This window comes from Caballeronia sp. GACF4, assembly GCF_023631025.1.
Classification (GTDB): domain Bacteria; phylum Pseudomonadota; class Gammaproteobacteria; order Burkholderiales; family Burkholderiaceae; genus Caballeronia.
Genome location: NZ_JALQDW010000015.1, coordinates 93,469 through 111,116, shown reverse-complemented (window position 1 = coordinate 111,116; position 17,648 = coordinate 93,469). Strand labels below are relative to the sequence as shown.

Sequence of the window (17,648 nt, the reverse complement as noted above, 5' to 3'; positions counted from 1 at the left end):
GCAAACGTTCATCAAATGCTTCACTGCCGTTCGACGGCCGGCGGCGTCCACGTGCCGTCGCTTGCCTGCGGTTTGGGCGCGTAGAGGCGCATCGTCAGCTGAAAGTCGCCGTCGGGCGCGGGCAGCCAGTTCGATGCGCGCGCACGCGGCGGTGCTTCGGCCGATACGGTGACATCGACCGAACCGTCGCGGTTTTTCTTGAGGCGGTCGTGGTCGCTTAGCGACAGACGCGGCAGCTTGCCGTTGGCGAACGCGCCATCCTTCGTGTAGGCCGCGAGCGTCCAGAAACCGCGCACCGGCGGCAACTGGTTCGGCGCGAAGTGCAGCACGTAGGTGTTCGCGCCGTTGAGCGGATGGCCGTCGCTGTCCACGCGCGCAACCGGCTTCGCTTCGCCCGCCTTCGTCCCCGAAAACGGCTGATGGCGCGCGAGATAAGCCCGCAGAATGTAATCCGTGCCGTAGTTGCCGACATCGTCGCCGAACCACGTCCAGCCGTTCTTCGTGATCGCGTTCGATGGCGCCGTCGCGAGATGCGCGCGGCCATCCGCGACACCGGACGCCAGAAGCGGCGCATCGGCCTTCTTGAACTGCACCGGTTCGCCCGGCTTCACGCCGAGATCGGCGAGGCGGGACATCGCGGGCGCATCGTCGGCGGCGGGCGGATTGTCGTCGAGCGAGCGGGCAAGGCGCGCGAAAAACGCGTTGGCATCGAGCGCTTCGGCCTGCGCGCCGGGCGATGCCGTCGGCGCCGCGCTCGGCAAAGGCGGCACGCTAGGCGTCTGGCCCGTGGCATTGCCCGGCCACGCGCCCGTCACGGTCGAAGTAGGATCGGCGAGCGAGCCCTTGGTGGGCGTAAGCGTATCGATGCGCATCGACGTCTGCAGCTTTCTGACTTCGCGCACGTCGCGCATGCCGTTCACCCGCACGCGCACCGAAAGCCAGACGTAGCGCGTGCGCGTTTCGACGCGCGTTGCACCGGCGGGCAGCGTGCCCGTAAAGCCGGCGGGCACGAAGGCGATGAGCTGCGCCTTCGGAAACGGCGTCGTGTCCGCGCTCGAATACAGCGCGTTGCTCCATGCATCGAACGCGCGGGTATCGAGATAGCGTGCGCGCGGCGCGGCGGGCACGGTCACGATCACGGGATCGGCGGAGACATCGAGCCACGCGGAGGAATCGAGCGTATCGACGCTCGGCCAGCCGGTCGCGCCCGCGGGCGGCAACGCGATGGCGTGGCGGAACGTGTTGAGCGGCGCCTGACCCGGCCGCGCCGCCCCGCTTGCACGTTCCCGCGCGATGTCCGACGCGACGAGCGGAAAGCCGAACGTGTAGGCATCGACGACCTGGTTTTTCACCCAGCCGCCCGTATTTGCCGCCTCGGGCGTCGCGGTTCCCGCGCAGCCGGCGAGCAAGGCCGCGGCAGAAAGGCTCGTGCTGACCCATAAAGCGGCGTTGAGCGGAAGCGTCCAGCGTCGGTGCTTATTCATTCGAATGGAAATCCGGTTTTATTTCGATGGGTTCGCAGACGAGCAGCCCGCCGCCGTCCTGATCCCCGAGGTAGCGCGCCGAAAATTCGATCTCGAAATTGGGGTTTTAACGTATCCGCTGATGATAGGCAAGACAACACGCATAAAAGGCGCTACTCGTCGCGCAAATACGTCTGACCACTCGTCGAGACTCGCTTCACGGCATCGCGTAACATGAATGTTTTGGAACCTTTCGAACGAGTCCGACGCATGTATATTCCCGCCCATTTCGAGGAAAACCGCCCGGAAGCCCTACGCGCGCTGATCGCCGCGCATCCTTTTGGCGCATTGGTCACGCATGGCCCGAATGGGCTCGACGCTAATCACATTCCTTTCGAACTCGATCCCGCCATCGGCGAACACGGCACCTTGCGCGCGCACGTGGCACGTGCAAATCCCGTGTGGCGCGAAGTCGGGGCGCGCGAGGACGTGCTGGTGATCTTTCAGGGCGCGGAAGGTTATATCTCGCCGACTTTCTATCCGAGCAAGCAGGAGACCCACCGTCAAGTGCCGACGTGGAATTACCTCGTCGTGCATGCGCATGGCCGAATCACCGTGCGTGACGACGAAGCCTACGTGCGCGGCGTCGTTGCGAAACTCACGCGCAAGATGGAAGCGGGCGAAGCAATGCCGTGGAAAATGGGCGACGCTCCGCGCGATTTCATCGATCAATTGCTGGGCGCGATCGTCGGCATCGAAATCGAGGTGACGCGGCTGGTCGGCAAGGCAAAGCTTTCGCAGAACAAGGCTGAAGCAGACCGCATCGGCACGGTCGAGGGCTTGCGTCAGCGCGGCGGTGAGGAAGCCGGCGCGCTCGCCGACGCCATGTTCGGCTCGATCGAACCGCCTCGCGACTGAAATGCGCTCTTGACCTTCCAATCGTTGGAAGGTCGATACTGGCTTCATGCGTGGCCAGAAGGAGCGTTTCATCATGTCATCGGCACCAGTCAATCAAACCAGAACCGCGGTATTCGCCGTGAGCGGCATGACGTGCGCGTCGTGCGTCGCGCGCGTCGAGAAAATGCTCGGACGCGTGCCGGGCGTGGAATCGGTCGCCGTGAATCTCGCGACCGAAAAAGCCACCGTCCATACGAACGATGCCGTCACCGACCAACAACTGGTCGCGGCCATTACGAAAGCCGGTTACGAAGCGGCGAAGGTCGAGCCAGACGCGCCGCCTGTCGATGCGAAAACGCCGCAAGCGCTCGATGCCGAACTCGTCGCGGTGGTCGCGAGCGCGCTCGTCACGCTGCCCTTGCTTGCGCCGATGTTCGGCGCAGCGCTCTCGCCGTGGCTGCAACTGGCGCTCGCGAGCATCGTCCAGTTTGGCTTCGGCGCGCGTTTCTACGTCGGCGGTTATCGCGCGCTGCGGGCGTTCGCGGGCAACATGGATTTGCTCGTGGCGCTGGGGACATCGGCGGCGTGGGCGCTGAGTGTCTATCAGATGTTCGCGCACGGCGGCATGCCGATGCATCTGTTCTTCGAGGCATCGGCGGTCGTCATCACGCTGGTGCGCTTTGGCAAATGGCTGGAGACGCGCGCCAAACGCCAGACCACCGACGCCATCCGCGCCCTGAACGCGCTGCGTCCGACCACGGCGCGCGTGCGCGATCGCGCCGATCCTTCGCATGAAAGCGAGATTGCGCTCGCCGATGTGCGCGTGGGCGACATCGCCATCGTGCGGCCGGGCGAGCGCGTGCCGGTGGATGGCATCGTGCGCGAGGGACGCACGCATGTCGACGAATCGCTGATCACGGGCGAGAGTCTGCCGGTTGCGAAAGAGCCGGGCGCGCGCGCGACGGGCGGATCGATCAACGGCGAAGGCGTGATCGCGATCGAAACGACGGCCATTGGCGCGGAAACGACGCTCGCGCGGATCATCCGGCTGGTCGAATCGGCGCAAGCGGAAAAAGCGCCGATCCAGCGCCTGGTCGATCGCGTGTCCGCCGTTTTCGTGCCGGCAATTTTGGTAATTGCGCTCATCACGCTGGCGGGCTGGCTTCTGCATGGCGCGGATGCCGAGACCGCCTGGCTCAACGCGGTCGCCGTGCTCGTGATCGCCTGCCCGTGCGCGCTCGGCCTCGCCACGCCGACCGCCATCATGGCCGGCACGGGCGTCGCGGCGCGTCACGGCATCCTGATCAAGGACGCGGAGGCGTTGGAACAGGCGCATGCCATTAGCGTCGTTGCGTTCGATAAGACCGGCACGCTGACGGCCGGCCAACCGAGTCTCGTCGCGTTCGAAGCCGCGCCGGGATTCGAGCGCGCGGAAGCACTCGCGCTGGCGGCGGCGGTGCAAAGAATGAGCGAGCATCCATTGGCGAAAGCGGTAGTCGGTTTCGCCGATAGCACGCCGGACATTGCGCGATACGAGGCGACGTCGGCGAAAGCAATTGCCGGACGCGGCGCGGAGGCTTTCATCGGCGCGCGCAACGTGGCGATAGGCAGTGCGCGCTGGGTCGAGGAATTGCATGCGGCCGTGCCCGAAGCGCTTGCCGTCGAGGCGCGCAACCTCGAAGCGCAGGGCAACACGGTGTCATGGCTCTTGGACCGCGCTGACGGCAAGGCGACCGTCCTCGCCCTGCTCGCGTTCGGCGACACGATCAAGCCGACGGCGCGGGCCGCCATCGAAAGACTCGCGCAACTGGGCGTGAAGGCCGCGCTCGTTACGGGCGATAACGCGGGTAGCGCGCAGGCGGTTGCGCGCGCGCTGGGCATTCCGTCGGCGCTGGTTTTCTCGCAGACCTTGCCCGCGGACAAGGCGCGCGTGATCGCGGAATTGAAGGCATCGAACCACGGCATCGTGGCGATGGCGGGCGACGGCATCAACGACGCACCCGCGCTCGCCGCCGCCGATGTCGGCATCGCGATGGGCAGCGGCACGGACGTGGCGATCGAAGCGGCGGGCATCACGCTCATGCGTGGCGACCCGGCGCTCGTGGCGGATGCCATCGACATTTCGCGCCGGACGTATCGCAAGATTCAGCAGAATCTTTTCTGGGCGTTTGTGTACAACCTGATCGGCATTCCGCTTGCCGCATTCGGCATGCTCGACCCAATGTTCGCCGGCGCGGCGATGGCGTTTTCGAGCGTGAGCGTGGTGGCGAACGCGTTGTTGTTGCGGCGCTGGCGTGCTCAGGCGGGAACCGAGGTGCCAGCGGAACGCGCGGGCAAACCAATCACCCGCCCCGCATAACGCGCATCGCACGGGGCAATCACCGCGTGCATATCGATACTTCGCGCCACGTCTTCATCGAACGAAGCCGACTTCGGCGCGCCGCTCGAATCGATGTGCATCATCATCTGCTCGCATGCCGATACCGGCGCCGCCTCGTCCGCTTCGAACATCTCTAGATAAAGATGCACGCGCTTCTTGTCGCGCGCGACAACCCACGCGTCCACTCGCACCGCCGCGCCTTCCTTGATCTCGCGCAGATAGCTCACATGGGCTTCGAGCGTGTAGAGCGTGCGCTGCCGCGCGCGTCTGCCCGCGTCGTCCAGACCGATGCCGTCCATGAACGCATCGGTCGCGAGGCTAAAGATCAGCATGTAGTACGCGTCACGCAGATGGCCGTTGTAATCGACCCATTCGGCCTTCACGGTGTCGCGATAAATCGTGCTCATGAATCTCGCCCCGTTAGTCTTCGATACCGTGCCGTGCCTTCGCCTGCGCAATCGCCTCGATCACGCTCGTGATGCAGTCGTCGCGATACCGCTCCAGTTCCTTGATGCCGCGTCCGTTCGTCTGCCGCGACGTGCCGTCCACCACGCGGTCGATGAGTTCATCGGTGAGCGTCGGCGCAACGAGCTTCGTCCATGGCAATTCGAGCGCGGGGCCGAATTGCTGCATGAAGTGTCGCATGCCCGCTTCGCCGCCCGCCAGCGTATAGGTCAGGAACGTGCCCATGAACGACCAGCGAATGCCCGCGCCGTACCGAATTGCATCGTCGATCTCGCCGGTCGTCGCCACGCCTTCGTTCACCAGATGCAACGCCTCGCGCCACAACGCTTCGAGCAATCTGTCCGCGATAAAGCCCGGCACTTCCTTCTTTACGCGAAGCGGCCTCATGCCGATGGATGCGTAGAAGCTCATCGCGGTATCGAGCGCGTCGCCGGAAGTCAACTCGCCGCCAAGCACTTCGACGAGCGGCAGAAGATAAACCGGATTGAACGGATGCCCGACCACGCAGCGCTCGGGATGTACGGCGCGTGCGTAAAAATCGCTGGGCAGAAGGCCCGAAGTGGATGACGCGATAATCGCATCGGCCTTCGCCGCGCGGCTCACGCGTTCGTGCAGCGCGAGCTTCAGTTCCTCGCGTTCGGGCGCGCTCTCCTGAATGAAATCCGCATCGGCGACGCACTCCTCGACAGTTTCCACCACGCGCAGGCGATCCTGCGACGCGCCTTTCGCCAGTCCCACGCGTTCCAGCGCCGGCCACGCATTGGCGACGTTCGCGCGTAACTGCGCTTGAGCGCCAGGCGCCGGGTCCCACGCGGTGACATCTAGCCCATGCGCAAGCGCGCGCGCCACCCAGCCGCTGCCGATCACACCCGCGCCGAGCGCGGCGAATTGCCTGACTTGCATATCGTCCATCCGATTGTAGTGATCCTGATCCTATGCCAACTGCCCGAGCGCGCGACGCTCCAGCAAGCGTTCGCCGCGCGCCGGCAAACCGAGCTTGCGACGCCCTTCCGCCGGCGTGAGCGCGCGTCCGCCAAGACGTTCGATGATCTCCACCGCGCGCTGCACGAGCGAACCGTTGCTCGCATGCACGCCGCGATCGAGCCACAGATTGTCTTCGAGACCCACGCGCACATGACCGCCGAGTAGCATGGCTTGCGCGACCATCGGCATCTGCATGCGGCCGATACCGAAGCCCGCCCAATGCGCGCCAGGCGGCAAGTTATCGACCATGGCCTTCATGGTGCCCGTGTCGGGCGGCGCGCCCCAAGGAATGCCCATGCAAAGCTGAAAAAGCGGCGGCGCATCGAGCAGGCCTTCCTTCAGCAACTGATTCGCGAACCAGAGATGACCGGTATCGAAAATCTCGAGTTCCGGCTTCACGCCAAGCTGCTGGATGCGCTTTGCCCCGGCTCGGAGTTGCGCGGGCGTCGAGACGTAGATGTAGTCGCCATCGCCGAAATTGAGGGTGCCGCAATCGAGCGTGCAGATTTCCGGAAGCAGTTCCTCGACATGCGCAAGACGCGTGAGACCGCCGACGAGATCGGTGCCCTTGCCGAAGCGCATCGGCTCTTCGCCCGCGCCGATTTCCAGATCGCCGCCCATGCCCGCCGTCAAGTTGATGATGACATCGACATCCGATGAACGAATGCGATCCACTACTTCGCGATACAGCGCCGGGTCGCGGCTGCCGCGCCCGGTTTGCGGATCGCGCACATGGCAATGCGCCACGGTCGCGCCCGCACGCGCGGCCTCGATAGCCGCTTCGGCAATCTGCCTGGGCGTGACGGGTATTGCCGGATGTCTGGCCGTTGTGTCGCCTGCTCCCGTTACCGCGCAGGTCACGATCACGTCATGGTTCATGGTGGCGCTTGTCCTTATTCAGTTCAAAGTCCGAGGTATTGCTTCACCGCTGGCAGACCATCCTTGCCATCGACGGTCTTCACGCCCGCAAGCCATGAATCGAGCACCTGCGGATTCTTCTTGAGATACGCCTTTGCCGCTTCGGCGGGGCGTTCCTTGTTCATCACCGGTTCCATGAGACGGTTTTCGAGATCGGTATTGAACTTGAGATTCGATACGAACTTGCCGGCGTTCGGGCAGCGTGTGAGAAAATCGGTATTCGTGAGCGTGTAGACGCGCGCTTCGCCATAGTTGGGGCCGAAGACTTCATCGCCGCCAGCGAGATAGTTGATCTTCATCTGAATGTTCATGGGATGAGGCTCCCAGCCCAGAAACACGACCGGCTTCTTGTCGCGAATGGCGCGTTCCACCGTCACCAGCATGCCCGCCTCGCTCGATTGCACGAGCTTGAATCCGCCGAGCCCGAACTGATTCGTGTCGATCATCCTCTGAATCTTGGCGTTTGCGCTGCTGCCCGGTTCGATGCCGTAGATCTTGCCGTCGAGCTCATCGCGATGCTTGGCGATATCCGCGAACGACTTGATGCCCGCGTCATACGCATAGCTCGGCACGGCAAGCGTGGCCTTCGCGCCAGAGAGATTCGGCGGATCGAGCTTCTGAATGCTCTTCGATTCGAGGAACGGCTCGACCGCCTTTTCCTGCACCGGCCACCAGTAGCCGAGCGACACGTCGATCTGCTTGCTCTTCAGACCCGCGAGCGAAATGGGCACGGAGGCGACCGTGGTCTTCGGCGCATAACCGAGCCCTTCGAAGACGACGGAAGCGAGCGCGGTCGTCGACGTGATGTCGGTCCAGCCGATATCCACGAAGCGCACGTTGCGGCAGCTCGCATCATCGGCGGCAAGCGCGAAGGCGCCGTGAGTCAGTGCGGTCGCGGCACAGACGCCGGTCAGGAGCAGTTTCGAAACCAGGCGATGTCTCATGGCGTGCTGTTCCGGTGAGGGTTCATTGGATGCCGGTTCGTCGTGCCGGCGTGCATCAAAAGTAACGCCGCATAAAGGCGAACGAACGACCGCTTGCGACCGCGACTTGACCGCATGCGACGTGCTAGAAGAAAGGCCTGCGAATACGGGCCACGCCGGATTGCGCGGGCTTTTTGTGCTTGCTAGCGTGGAGCGTTCGTCCAAAGCGCCACACGCCATTCGATGCCCGTTCCCCAAGACTTCCACTTCCTGCTGCTGCCCGAGTTCTCGTCCATTGGCTTCATGTCGGCGATCGAGCCCTTGCGGGTTGCGAATCGCTTCAGCGGCGAGTTGTATCGCTGGCATATCCTGTCGCCCGATGGCGGGCCGGTGGCCGCGAGCAACGGCATCTCGCTGAATGCGGAAAGCGCGTTCGACAGCGTGACACATGCGGATACCGTGTTCGTCGTATCGGGATTCGAGCCGCTCGCGCGCTATACACGCGGCATCGGCGAGTGGTTGAAGCGGCTGGATCGCGCGGGCGCAACGCTTGGCGGCATCGATACGGGCAGCTTCATACTCGCCGAAGCCGGCCTGCTCGCGGACAAGCGCGCGACGTTGCACTGGGAAGCGGCGGCGGCCTTCGCCGAGCGCTATCCCGCGATAGAAACGAGCCAGGAGTTGTTCGAGATCGACACGCGGCGCATTACGTGCGCGGGCGGCACTGCGTCCATCGACCTCATGCTGGATCTGATCGCGCGCGATCATGGCGCGGAACTCGCGGCGCAAGTGTCGGAGCAGTTCGTGCTGGGGCGCATCAGGCAGCGCTCGGACCATCAGCGCATGAAGATCGCGGCGCGCTATGGCATTCACAATCGCAAGCTGATTCAGGTGATCGGCGTGATGGAGCAGCATATGGAAGAGCCGCTCTCGCCCGATGAGCTCGCGCAATCCATCAGCGTCACGCGACGTCAGCTCGAACGCCTGTTCTGCACCGCGCTAAAGGACACGCCGACGCATTTTTATCTCGGGCTGCGTCTCACGCGCGCACGCGAGCTGCTGCAGCAAACCGATATGTCGATACTCGCCGTGTGTGTCGCGTGCGGATTCGAATCGCCGTCGCACTTTTCGCGGACGTATCGCGCGCGCTTCAATGCGAGTCCGCGGCAGGACCGCAGCGCGTTGCGCGCCGTGCCTGCCGCCGCATGATCTTCGTCTCGCTAGAACGAGTGCCGCATGCCGATGCGCACATCCGACTGCGTATTCGAAGTCGACGGCGTGAAGCTATAACCGATGACGGCATCGATCGGACCCGACGCACGCAGATAATCGCCGGAAACATAGACGTCGGTACGCTTCGAAAGCAGATAGTGCAGTCCGAGCGAACCCTGGTTCCAGTGATTGCCTTCGAAGCGCGTGTGCTGATAACCGCCGTAAAGCGCGAGATCCGGCCTGAACGAATACGACGCGCCGCCTTCGTAGACTTGCATATGCGAGGTCACGCCGAGGCCCTTGATGGTCGTGTACGTGACGTTGCCCGAGAGCATCAGGTCGCCGAGCGTCCACGCGCCGCCGACTGCAAAGGCGCCTTGTTTGTCGACGGGAAACGAATTCGTGCTGTAGAGGTCCGTGACTGCGCCCGTGGCCGGATCGACCGATACCGTCGGCTGGCCCAAGAACGTGCGCGCGCCGATCATCGCGTAGGGATCGAACGCGTAAATGCCGAACGGGTTGTTCAATTGCGTATAGGCCGCGCCCACGTTGAAGGTGTTGGCCGCATAGTGCGCGCCCACGCTCCACGCGCTGTTGCGATGAAAGTCGCCCGCGTTATTGCCGAACGAATACATGCCCCCGAAGGTAAAGCCCGCGATATTGTTCGAGAGGAACTTGACCGAGTTCGGCAAGCGGTCGCCGTTCATCCGATCGAAGTCGCCCTGGTGGATGGCATAGCCGCTTCCCCATGCCGAGATGTTGTAGAGGTAGACCATCTCCTCGGTCATATCGAGCTGATTACCGAACGAGATTTGCCCCCACGGGTTCTTGAGGCCCACATAGGCTTGCCGTCCAAACTCCGCGCCGCCGAATGCATAGCGCCCGGTCCCGAGGCGGAAGCCCGATTCCAGCGCGAAGATCGCCTGCAGTCCGCCGCCCAAATCTTCCACGCCACGAAAGCCGATGCGGTTGCCGTAGGACACGCCATCGTCGAACTTCACGACATGCGAGCCACCGGTGTTGTTCACATAGGTGATGCCTGCATCGAGAATGCCGTAGAGCGTCACGCTGCTCTGCGCGTGCGATAGGGCCGGCGCGCCTGCCGCGCTCGCCGCGAGCGCGAGTCCCGCAAGACTGGCACGACGGCCGCGGGCGAGTCTCGAAACGCTTCGTGCGGCATGTCCTCTTCTCATCTGCTGCTCCTCTTCTTGTGGATTGTCGTGTCGTTGAAGGTTGCTGATCGTTCGTCGTGTCCTGCTGAAAGTGCTGAAAACTGCCGCTGAAACGCTGCATTTCGAAGCATCGGCGTGCGTGCGCCAACGTCGTAAAAGTAAGGCCACATATAAGCCACGGCTCGACCCGGTGCGACGCAAACATGTCCAGTTGCGACTCGCGCTCATTTGCAGCCCTTCTATTTCGGACATGCCCGATATCGGATTCCTCTGTCCCTACCCATACTTCTGAATCTGTAAAAAAGCGCTACATCGCAACATCTGCATCAACCACTGATCGAACATGACCACTCGCTGCCTGAGCATCTTCCACGTCGACGCCCCTCACGTTCTTGCCAATCACAAGCACTACAGCTCTCGCATGGGCTATGAGCACACCGCCGTTTCCATGGCGGGTATGCAGGGCAAAGCCCAACGAACGCTTCTCAAGTACGAACTCGTGCTGCATCACTTGCGGCAGATGCCTGAAATGGCTTTGCTCGTCTGCTTCAGCGAAGACTGCCTCGTGCTGAACATGTATCCCGTCGAACCCATGGCCGAAGGAAGGCAACATCTGCTTCCTTCACTCAACGGCAACACGGGCAGTCATCAGGCCGCCGTGCAGGTCTGGCGTAACACGAAGGACATTCGCAACTTCATCGTTCGTTGCATCGGCGAATGCAAGATCGGCGGCGCAACCGATGACGAAGAAACCTTGCTCGCCCCGCTCGACGTCATCGAACCGATGGGCGAGCGCGGTGGTGTCACGTGCGCCATGTTCTGCAATCCACGCTTCACGCCTGTCTGGGCTACGTATCCGAATCTGTGGACCATCGTGATGGACGAAGAGAAGATGTACGGCTACATTCATCCGAGCTTTCGCAACGCGCTCGCCGAGCACATCAACGATTGCCAGCAAAAAGGCGCGCGCCTGCTCGATTTTTCAGCCCATGCGAATGTGCCCGCCGAACCCTTCAGCGTCTACAACCCCGGCCAGCCCATCGCGCTCGTGACCTACTACACGGCTAACGTGCGCGAGTACGGCGCAATCGCCGAATTGAACTTCAAGCGTTATTGCGAGCGTCACGGCTACACGCTCTACGTCTATCGCGATACGCCCGCCGAGGTGGAACCAGGCACGACGGGCACCTGGCTCAAGCCATGGTTCCTGCGCAAATATCTGCCGCATCACGAATGGGTCATGTGGGTCGATGCCGACATTCTTTTCGTCGATCAATCCAAGCCGCTCGAACCGCTCTTCGCGAATCGCGATCTGCTCGCCGCGCACGACATCGGTCCTTGGATCATCAATGCAGGCGTGCTCGGTTTCAAACGCACGGACCACAATGTCGAGTTCGTCGAAGAGATTTATCGCGCCGTGAGCGCCGCGCCCGACAAGTCGAGCACGTATGCGAACGGCGGCGATCAGACGATCATTGCAAACCTCTTGCGCGAACGTCTCGACTGGGCGCTCGAGGACGGACTGGACTGCATCGGCATCAATACGCCGTGGTATTTTCAGCAGCCTTCCAGCCTGATGGTCCACTTCCTCGCCATCCAGTCGCCCATGCGCGCCATGCTGATGTCGCAGCAGGAACGCGTCAGCTTGCAACTCAACTGATCGCTTTCGATCACTTCACCCCGAGCGCGGTCTGAACGGCTTCCAGGCCGTTCCCGCCGCTCGCAGTCGTCACACCATCGAGCCACGTCTTCAGCAGTTCCGGATGCCGTTTCAATGCGTCCGTGGCGGCTGTATCGACGCGCGTCTTCTTCTCCAGCACGTCGGTTATCACGCCGTTTTCCAGATCTACGTTGAACGCCATCTGCTTGAACAGGCGGCCGACGTTCGGGCATTGCTGCTCGTAGCCGTTACGAGCCACCGTGTTGACCGTCGCGCCGCCGAAGTTCGGGCCGAAGTATCGATCCCCGCCATCGAGGTAGGCGAGCTTGAACTTGGTGTTCATGAGATGCGGCTCCCAGCCCAGAAACACGATCCACTTCTTGTCCCGCACCGCGCGATCCACTTGCGTGAGCATGCCCGTCTCGCTCGATTCCACGAGCTTCCATCCGCCCAGCCCAAAGGCTTTGTCGTCGATCATGCGTTTGATGTTCTGATTCGCGGGCGCGCCCGGCTCGATACCGTAGACGCGGTCATCGAACTTGTCGGCGTTCTTCGCGAGATCGGCGAACGAATGCACGCCGGCTGCGGCGACATAGTCGGGCACGGCCAACGTGAACTTCGCGTTGGATAGATTGGCGCGCAACACCTGCACCGATTTGTCGTCGATGAACGGCTTCACGAGCGGCGCCTGCGCCGGCATCCAGTTGCCAAGGAACACGTCGATCTGGCCGTTCTTGAGGCCTTGATACGTGATCGGCACAGACAGGTTCGCCACGTTCTGCCTGTAGCCGAGCGCTTTCAGAATGACGCCGCTCATCGCATTGGTGGCGTCGATGTCGGTCCATCCCGGACCTGCCATGCGCACCTGCGTGCAGGTCGAGGAATCGGCGGCGAATGTGGGCGAGACCACGGCGACGAGCGCGGCAACAATGAGCGCATGAAACAAGGGCTTTTTCATGGGGCGTTCCTGTCGTTGGAGTTGCTGGTGACTAGCGCGGGACTAGCGCTCGACCGCTGGAAAGCGCGCCATGGCTTCGAGCGTATCGAGGTCGATGTGATTGCGCATGTAGCGCTGGCTCGCATCGACATGCGGCTGCCAGTCCCACGACTGGATCGCACCTTGCGTGGTCGCGGCGAAATGGAAATGGCGGCGGCGCTGACTCTTGAGCACATCGCGATGCAGCGCTTCCAGGTCCCAGCGTCGCGCGATCTCATCGCGGAACGCGGTGACCTGCGACGCGTGCCGCGCATCGCTCGCGAGGTTATTGCGTTCGAGGGGATCGGCGGCGACATCGTAGAGTTGATCGGGATCGACACTCGTATGGATGAACTTGTAGCGCCCCCGCCGGATCATCACGATAGGCGCGATTGCACCTTCCGCGAGGAACTCGCCGATGGCTTCGTCATGGCCGTCCGCGCCCGCGAGATGTGGCACGAGGCTTTGCCCGTCGATGCTATCCGGCCACGCTGAAGGCGCATCGCCGCGCGCAAGTTCGACGAGCGTGGGCAACACATCGAGATGCGATACCGAAGCGCTCACGCGATGCGCATCGAAACGCTTCGGCGCATGCACGATCAAGGGCACACGGCAGCCGCCCTCGAAAAACGTCATCTTGTACCAGAGGCCGCGCTCGCCGAGCATCTCGCCGTGATCCGACGTCACGACGATGGTTGTGTCATTTGCGAGACCCGCCTGTTCCAGCGCTTCGAGTATCGATGCGAATTGATCGTCCACGTACGACACCGCGCCGTAATACGCACGGCGAGCATTGCGAATCTGTCTCTCGGTTGGCGGCGTGCGATCCGTCTCGCAGACATGACGCAGGCGCTGCGAATGCGGATCGCTGGCTTCGAGCGAATCGCGATACGAAGGCATGTCGATGTCGTCATCGCCATACAGGTCCCAGTATTTTTTCGGAATGGCATACGGGTCATGCGGATGCGTCAGCGACGCGACCATCATGAACGGTCGTACGTCTTTGCCCGCATTGCGCTCGCGCGCGATATCGAACAGCTTCTGACGCGTGGTGAAGGTCACTTCGTCGTCGAAGTCGAGTTGATTCGTGCGCACGCACGGACCTGCGTCGATCACGGAACTCATGTTGTGATACCACGAGGGACGCGCCTCGAAATTCTCCCAGTCGGGCGTCCAGCCGAAATCGGCGGGATAGATGTCGGTCGTCAGCCGCTCCTCGAAGCCGTGCAACTGGTCCGCGCCGCAGAAATGCATCTTGCCGGAAAGAATCGTGCGATATCCCTCGGCACGCAAGTAGTGCGCGAACGTGAGCGTCTCCGAAGGGAACTCGGCCGCGTTGTCATAAGCGCCGATTTGCGAAGGCAGCTTACCCGCGAGCAACGAAAAGCGTGACGGCGCGCAGAGCGGACTCGCGCAGTAGGCCGATTCGAACACCACGCCTTCACGCGCGAGCGCGTCGATGCACGGCGTCTTCGTCACTCCGTTGCCGTATGCCGCAAGCGCGAACGGCGTGAGCTGATCGGCCATGAGAATAAGGATATTTTGTTTTGTCTCAAGCATGAATGCATACCTCGAATAGAATCGACAGCGGACACGCGCATGGCGATGCGGGTTCGCTTCATGTGACTATTGCCGTTCAAATGGCCGCTGTGAAGAGAGCAAATCGTTATGCGCCCATAAGGGGGATTTATGCCGCGCCAGGACCGTCTACCGCCCATGCAGGCGCTCTCGATGTTCGAGTCCGCCGCGCGTCTCGCGAGCTTCACTGCCGCCGCGCGTGAACTAGGCTCGACACAGCCCGCCGTGAGCCAGCGCGTGGTGCAACTCGAAGAAGCGCTCGGCGTGCCGCTTTTCGAGCGCGGGCACCGGGGCGTCACCTTGACTGAAGACGGCGTGCGTCTCTTCGAAGCGGTCCGTCAAGGTCTCGATATCATCCGCACGGCTACCGGCGAGATTCGCGCGCGTAACGCTCAGCGCACGCTCACGCTGTTGACCGATTTCGGCTTCGCGACTTACTGGCTCATGCCGCGCCTGCCGCAATTCAAGGCGCTGATGCCCGATGTCGACGTGAAGATCGTCACCTCGCAAAATGTATCGGATGCCGACGGCGAACCGGCGGACGTGGTGATCGCATTCGGCAGCTCGCGCGCGCAGTGGAGTTCGCCGCACGCCATCCGGCTCTTTCCTGAAAGCGTCGTGCCGGTATGCAGCCCGGCGCTCGTGGCACGCAACAAGCCGTCGAGGGCGGCCGATCTGCTCGACTTGCCGCTCTTGCATCTGCAGGCTACGTTGCCCGAACGCTGGCTTTCATGGGCCGGCTGGTTCGAGGCGCATGGGCTGAGCGCGCCGCCGGCGCAAGGCGGCTTCACCTTCAACAGTTACGCGCTCGTCACGCATGCGGCCGTAATGGGCCAGGGCGTCGCGCTTGGCTGGGCGCCGCTCGTCGATGACCTCATCGCCAAAGGCCACCTCATCGCGCTAGACGATACTCCGCTCGTCACTGATCGCGGCTACGTGCTCGTCACGCAACGCGAGCCGTCTGCCGTCGTGCGCGCGTTCAGCAACTGGCTGCTCGATGAATGCGACGTGATCGCCTGACGCTTGCATACCAGCGCGACGGCGCTTCGCTTCTATCCGTCGTGCCCGCGCATTTGCTCTACTAGCGATAACGTTCGCCGCACGAGCGGCGTGGCGACCTTTATCGAATGTGGAGCGTGCATGTCCGCTGAAACCCGTCCCAATCAACTGGTGCTGACCGTTGCGTGTCCGAGCGCGGCGGGGCAAGTCGCCGCCATCGTCGGCTTTCTCGAACGCCATCATGGTTATATCGACGAACTCACCGTGTTCGACGACGACCTGAGCGAACGCTTCTTCGTGCGCTGCGTGTTTCATGGCGCAAGCCGAGACGACACGCTCGATCTGCCGATGCTGCAGCGCGAGTTCGAACCCATCGCCCAACGCTTCTCGATGGACTGGTCGATGCACGATCTCAACGCGCGGCCCAAGGTGCTCATCATGGTGTCGAAGCTCGAACACTGCCTCGCGGACCTGCTGTTCCGCTGGCGCATGGGCGAACTAAAGATGGATATCGTCGGCATTGCGTCGAATCATCCGGACCTGGCGCCGCTTGCAGAACAACACGGTCTGCGCTTTCATCATCTGCCGATCGCGGCCGATACCAAGGCGCAGCAGGAAGCGCGTCTGCTCGATCTCTTCGAGACATCCGGTGCGGAACTGATGATTCTCGCGCGCTACATGCAGATTCTTTCCGGCGATACGAGCCGCAAACTCAAAGGCCGCGCGATCAACATCCATCATTCGTTCTTGCCTGGCTTCAAGGGCGCAAAGCCCTATCACCAGGCGCATACGCGCGGCGTAAAACTGATTGGCGCCACTGCGCACTTCGTCACCGACGATCTCGACGAAGGCCCGATCATCGAACAGGAAGTGGAGCGCGTGGATCACTCCTATAGCCCCGAGCGCCTGCTTGCAACGGGACGCGATGTCGAATGCATCACGCTTGCGCGCGCCATCAAGGCGTTCACGGAACGGCGCGTGTTCATCAACGGCGAGCGCACTGTCGTTTTAAGGTAAGCACAAAAAAGGGGTGCCGCGGATTCGCGGCACCCCTTCTTGATCCAGGCGCTGAGACCTTACTTCACCCAGCTGTCCACGCGATCGCCATGCGCGCCGATCCATGCATCGGCGGCGGCTTGCGGCTTCTCACCGTTTTGCGTCGCGAGCATCACGCTGTCGATTTCACCCGGTTTCCACTGGAATTTCTTCAGGAAGGCCACGACCGGCGGGGCCTTCTTTTCGAGTTCCGGATTCACCACGCTATCGACGTGTTCCGCTTCGCCGAAGACCTTCTTCGGATCTTCGAGGAATTTCAGCTTGTACTTCGCGAACATCCAGTGCGGCTTCCAGCCCGTCACGATGATCGGCTTCTTCGCCGCTTCCGAACGCGCAAGTTCAGCGGTCATCGCGCTGCCCGAACTCGGCATCAGCCTGTAGTCGAGGTTATAAGCCTTGATGGCTTCGCTCGTCTTTTGCATCACGCCCGCGCCCGCATCGATACCGACGATGCGCGAATCGAATTCGGCCTTCTTCGCTTCGAGGTCGGTCAGGCTGTTGGCATCGACATTTTCAGGAACGATCAGACCAATCTTCGCATCATTGAAGTTGGGTCCGAGGTCGACGACCTTCGTCTTGAAGTTGTTCCAATACGCACCGTGCGTCACCGGCAGCCACGCGGACAGCGTCGCATCCAGATCGCCGCGCGCCACGCCCTGCCACATCACGCCTGCCGCCACCGGCACGAGTTGCACCTGATAGCCCAGCTTCTTTTCGATGATGCGCGCCGCCACGTTCGACGTCGCCACGCTGTCGTCCCAGCCTTCGACGTAGCCAATCTTGATGGTCGGTTTATCTTCGGCGTTTGCGCCCATGCTCGTGGCCAGTGCCGCAGCCATGGCGCTCAGCACGAACAGTCTTCTCATCGCTTTCATTTGATTTCCCCTTTGCGGCCCCACGCCGTAGCGTCCAGAATCACCAGCCAGAATTGGCCAGTAACGCACTTTTCCGACACTCAATTGTCC

At 62.4% G+C, this 17,648-nt stretch carries 15 protein-coding genes; 6 read left to right on the top strand and 9 right to left on the bottom strand.

Going from position 1 to position 17,648, the window contains the following annotated elements:
• Positions 1-20: 20 nt before the first annotated feature.
• Positions 21-1,484 carry a DUF1254 domain-containing protein gene (locus NCR40_RS14460; protein WP_250509794.1) on the bottom strand — a complete coding sequence of 488 codons (1,464 nt, stop codon included), beginning with the start codon at positions 1,482-1,484 and terminating at the stop codon, positions 21-23.
• A gap of 249 nt (positions 1,485-1,733) precedes the next feature.
• On the opposite strand from NCR40_RS14460, the gene NCR40_RS14455 reads away from it, so the two are divergent.
• A complete protein-coding gene (locus NCR40_RS14455) occupies positions 1,734-2,381 on the top strand; it encodes an FMN-binding negative transcriptional regulator (protein ID WP_250509793.1) in 648 nt (215 codons plus the stop codon).
• 163 nt (positions 2,382-2,544) lie between these two features.
• Positions 2,545-4,719: a heavy metal translocating P-type ATPase gene (locus tag NCR40_RS14450; RefSeq protein ID WP_502800984.1), complete on the top strand. Its 2,175-nt coding sequence runs from the start codon at positions 2,545-2,547 to the stop codon at positions 4,717-4,719.
• Here NCR40_RS14450 and NCR40_RS14445 read toward each other — a convergent pair.
• From NCR40_RS14445 to NCR40_RS14430, 4 genes are read right to left on the bottom strand one after another with little or no spacing between them, the layout of a single operon-like run.
• Positions 4,659-5,147 (bottom strand): thioesterase family protein, encoded by a 489-nt coding sequence (locus NCR40_RS14445; RefSeq protein ID WP_250509791.1) that lies wholly within the window; start codon positions 5,145-5,147, stop codon positions 4,659-4,661. The genes NCR40_RS14450 and NCR40_RS14445 overlap by 61 nt on opposite strands.
• A gap of 13 nt (positions 5,148-5,160) precedes the next feature.
• The gene (locus NCR40_RS14440) at positions 5,161-6,108 is read right to left on the bottom strand and encodes an L-carnitine dehydrogenase (protein WP_250509790.1); all 948 of its coding nucleotides are present in this window, start codon (positions 6,106-6,108) and stop codon (positions 5,161-5,163) included.
• A 30-nt stretch (positions 6,109-6,138) separates the two neighbouring features.
• On the bottom strand, positions 6,139-7,068 hold the full coding sequence (cdhC, locus tag NCR40_RS14435) for a 3-dehydrocarnitine:acetyl-CoA trimethylamine transferase CdhC (protein ID WP_244829055.1): 930 nt from the start codon (positions 7,066-7,068) through the stop codon (positions 6,139-6,141).
• 23 nt (positions 7,069-7,091) lie between these two features.
• Positions 7,092-8,051, bottom strand: a complete 960-nt coding sequence (locus NCR40_RS14430; RefSeq protein WP_250509789.1) for a choline ABC transporter substrate-binding protein — start codon at positions 8,049-8,051, stop codon at positions 7,092-7,094.
• Positions 8,052-8,273: 222 nt separating this feature from the next.
• Between NCR40_RS14430 and NCR40_RS14425 the strand changes: the two genes are divergently transcribed.
• Positions 8,274-9,239 carry a GlxA family transcriptional regulator gene (locus tag NCR40_RS14425; RefSeq protein ID WP_244829053.1) on the top strand — a complete coding sequence of 322 codons (966 nt, stop codon included), beginning with the start codon at positions 8,274-8,276 and terminating at the stop codon, positions 9,237-9,239.
• An 11-nt stretch (positions 9,240-9,250) separates the two neighbouring features.
• Here NCR40_RS14425 and NCR40_RS14420 read toward each other — a convergent pair whose 3' ends face one another.
• Positions 9,251-10,435: a porin gene (locus NCR40_RS14420; protein ID WP_250509788.1), complete on the bottom strand. Its 1,185-nt coding sequence runs from the start codon at positions 10,433-10,435 to the stop codon at positions 9,251-9,253.
• Positions 10,436-10,757: 322 nt separating this feature from the next.
• On the opposite strand from NCR40_RS14420, the gene NCR40_RS14415 reads away from it, so the two are divergent.
• Entirely contained in the window at positions 10,758-12,074 is a 1,317-nt protein-coding gene (locus tag NCR40_RS14415) for a glycosyltransferase family protein (RefSeq protein ID WP_250493052.1), read from the top strand.
• Positions 12,075-12,084: 10 nt separating this feature from the next.
• On the opposite strand, the gene NCR40_RS14410 is transcribed toward NCR40_RS14415, so the two are convergent.
• Together NCR40_RS14410 and betC are read right to left on the bottom strand one after the other, a co-directional pair.
• Positions 12,085-13,032: a choline ABC transporter substrate-binding protein gene (locus NCR40_RS14410; RefSeq protein ID WP_250509787.1), complete on the bottom strand. Its 948-nt coding sequence runs from the start codon at positions 13,030-13,032 to the stop codon at positions 12,085-12,087.
• A 42-nt stretch (positions 13,033-13,074) separates the two neighbouring features.
• Positions 13,075-14,610 carry a choline-sulfatase gene (betC, locus tag NCR40_RS14405; protein WP_250509786.1) on the bottom strand — a complete coding sequence of 512 codons (1,536 nt, stop codon included), beginning with the start codon at positions 14,608-14,610 and terminating at the stop codon, positions 13,075-13,077.
• A 129-nt stretch (positions 14,611-14,739) separates the two neighbouring features.
• Here betC and NCR40_RS14400 point away from each other — a divergent pair, with 129 nt between their 5' ends.
• Positions 14,740-15,648: a choline sulfate utilization transcriptional regulator gene (locus NCR40_RS14400; RefSeq protein WP_250509785.1), complete on the top strand. Its 909-nt coding sequence runs from the start codon at positions 14,740-14,742 to the stop codon at positions 15,646-15,648.
• Between the two features lie 120 nt (positions 15,649-15,768).
• Positions 15,769-16,644 (top strand): formyltetrahydrofolate deformylase, encoded by an 876-nt coding sequence (purU, locus tag NCR40_RS14395; protein WP_250509784.1) that lies wholly within the window; start codon positions 15,769-15,771, stop codon positions 16,642-16,644.
• Between the two features lie 59 nt (positions 16,645-16,703).
• Here the strand turns inward: purU and NCR40_RS14390 are convergent, their stop codons facing one another.
• Entirely contained in the window at positions 16,704-17,558 is an 855-nt protein-coding gene (locus NCR40_RS14390; RefSeq protein ID WP_244829046.1) for a glycine betaine ABC transporter substrate-binding protein, read from the bottom strand.
• Positions 17,559-17,648: the final 90 nt, after the last annotated feature.

Excerpts from the sequence above, each read along its gene's own strand:
- NCR40_RS14460 (WP_250509794.1), bottom strand. The coding sequence starts at position 1,484 with ATGAATAAGCACCGACGCTGGACGCTTCCGCTCAACGCCGCTTTATGG.
- NCR40_RS14455 (WP_250509793.1), top strand. The coding sequence starts at position 1,734 with ATGTATATTCCCGCCCATTTCGAGGAAAACCGCCCGGAAGCCCTACGC.
- NCR40_RS14450 (WP_502800984.1), top strand. The coding sequence starts at position 2,545 with ATGCTCGGACGCGTGCCGGGCGTGGAATCGGTCGCCGTGAATCTCGCG.
- NCR40_RS14445 (WP_250509791.1), bottom strand. The coding sequence starts at position 5,147 with ATGAGCACGATTTATCGCGACACCGTGAAGGCCGAATGGGTCGATTAC.
- NCR40_RS14440 (WP_250509790.1), bottom strand. The coding sequence starts at position 6,108 with ATGCAAGTCAGGCAATTCGCCGCGCTCGGCGCGGGTGTGATCGGCAGC.
- cdhC (WP_244829055.1), bottom strand. The coding sequence starts at position 7,068 with ATGAACCATGACGTGATCGTGACCTGCGCGGTAACGGGAGCAGGCGAC.
- NCR40_RS14430 (WP_250509789.1), bottom strand. The coding sequence starts at position 8,051 with ATGAGACATCGCCTGGTTTCGAAACTGCTCCTGACCGGCGTCTGTGCC.
- NCR40_RS14425 (WP_244829053.1), top strand. The coding sequence starts at position 8,274 with ATGCCCGTTCCCCAAGACTTCCACTTCCTGCTGCTGCCCGAGTTCTCG.
- NCR40_RS14420 (WP_250509788.1), bottom strand. The coding sequence starts at position 10,435 with ATGAGAAGAGGACATGCCGCACGAAGCGTTTCGAGACTCGCCCGCGGC.
- NCR40_RS14415 (WP_250493052.1), top strand. The coding sequence starts at position 10,758 with ATGACCACTCGCTGCCTGAGCATCTTCCACGTCGACGCCCCTCACGTT.
- NCR40_RS14410 (WP_250509787.1), bottom strand. The coding sequence starts at position 13,032 with ATGAAAAAGCCCTTGTTTCATGCGCTCATTGTTGCCGCGCTCGTCGCC.
- betC (WP_250509786.1), bottom strand. The coding sequence starts at position 14,610 with ATGCTTGAGACAAAACAAAATATCCTTATTCTCATGGCCGATCAGCTC.
- NCR40_RS14400 (WP_250509785.1), top strand. The coding sequence starts at position 14,740 with ATGCCGCGCCAGGACCGTCTACCGCCCATGCAGGCGCTCTCGATGTTC.
- purU (WP_250509784.1), top strand. The coding sequence starts at position 15,769 with ATGTCCGCTGAAACCCGTCCCAATCAACTGGTGCTGACCGTTGCGTGT.
- NCR40_RS14390 (WP_244829046.1), bottom strand. The coding sequence starts at position 17,558 with ATGAAAGCGATGAGAAGACTGTTCGTGCTGAGCGCCATGGCTGCGGCA.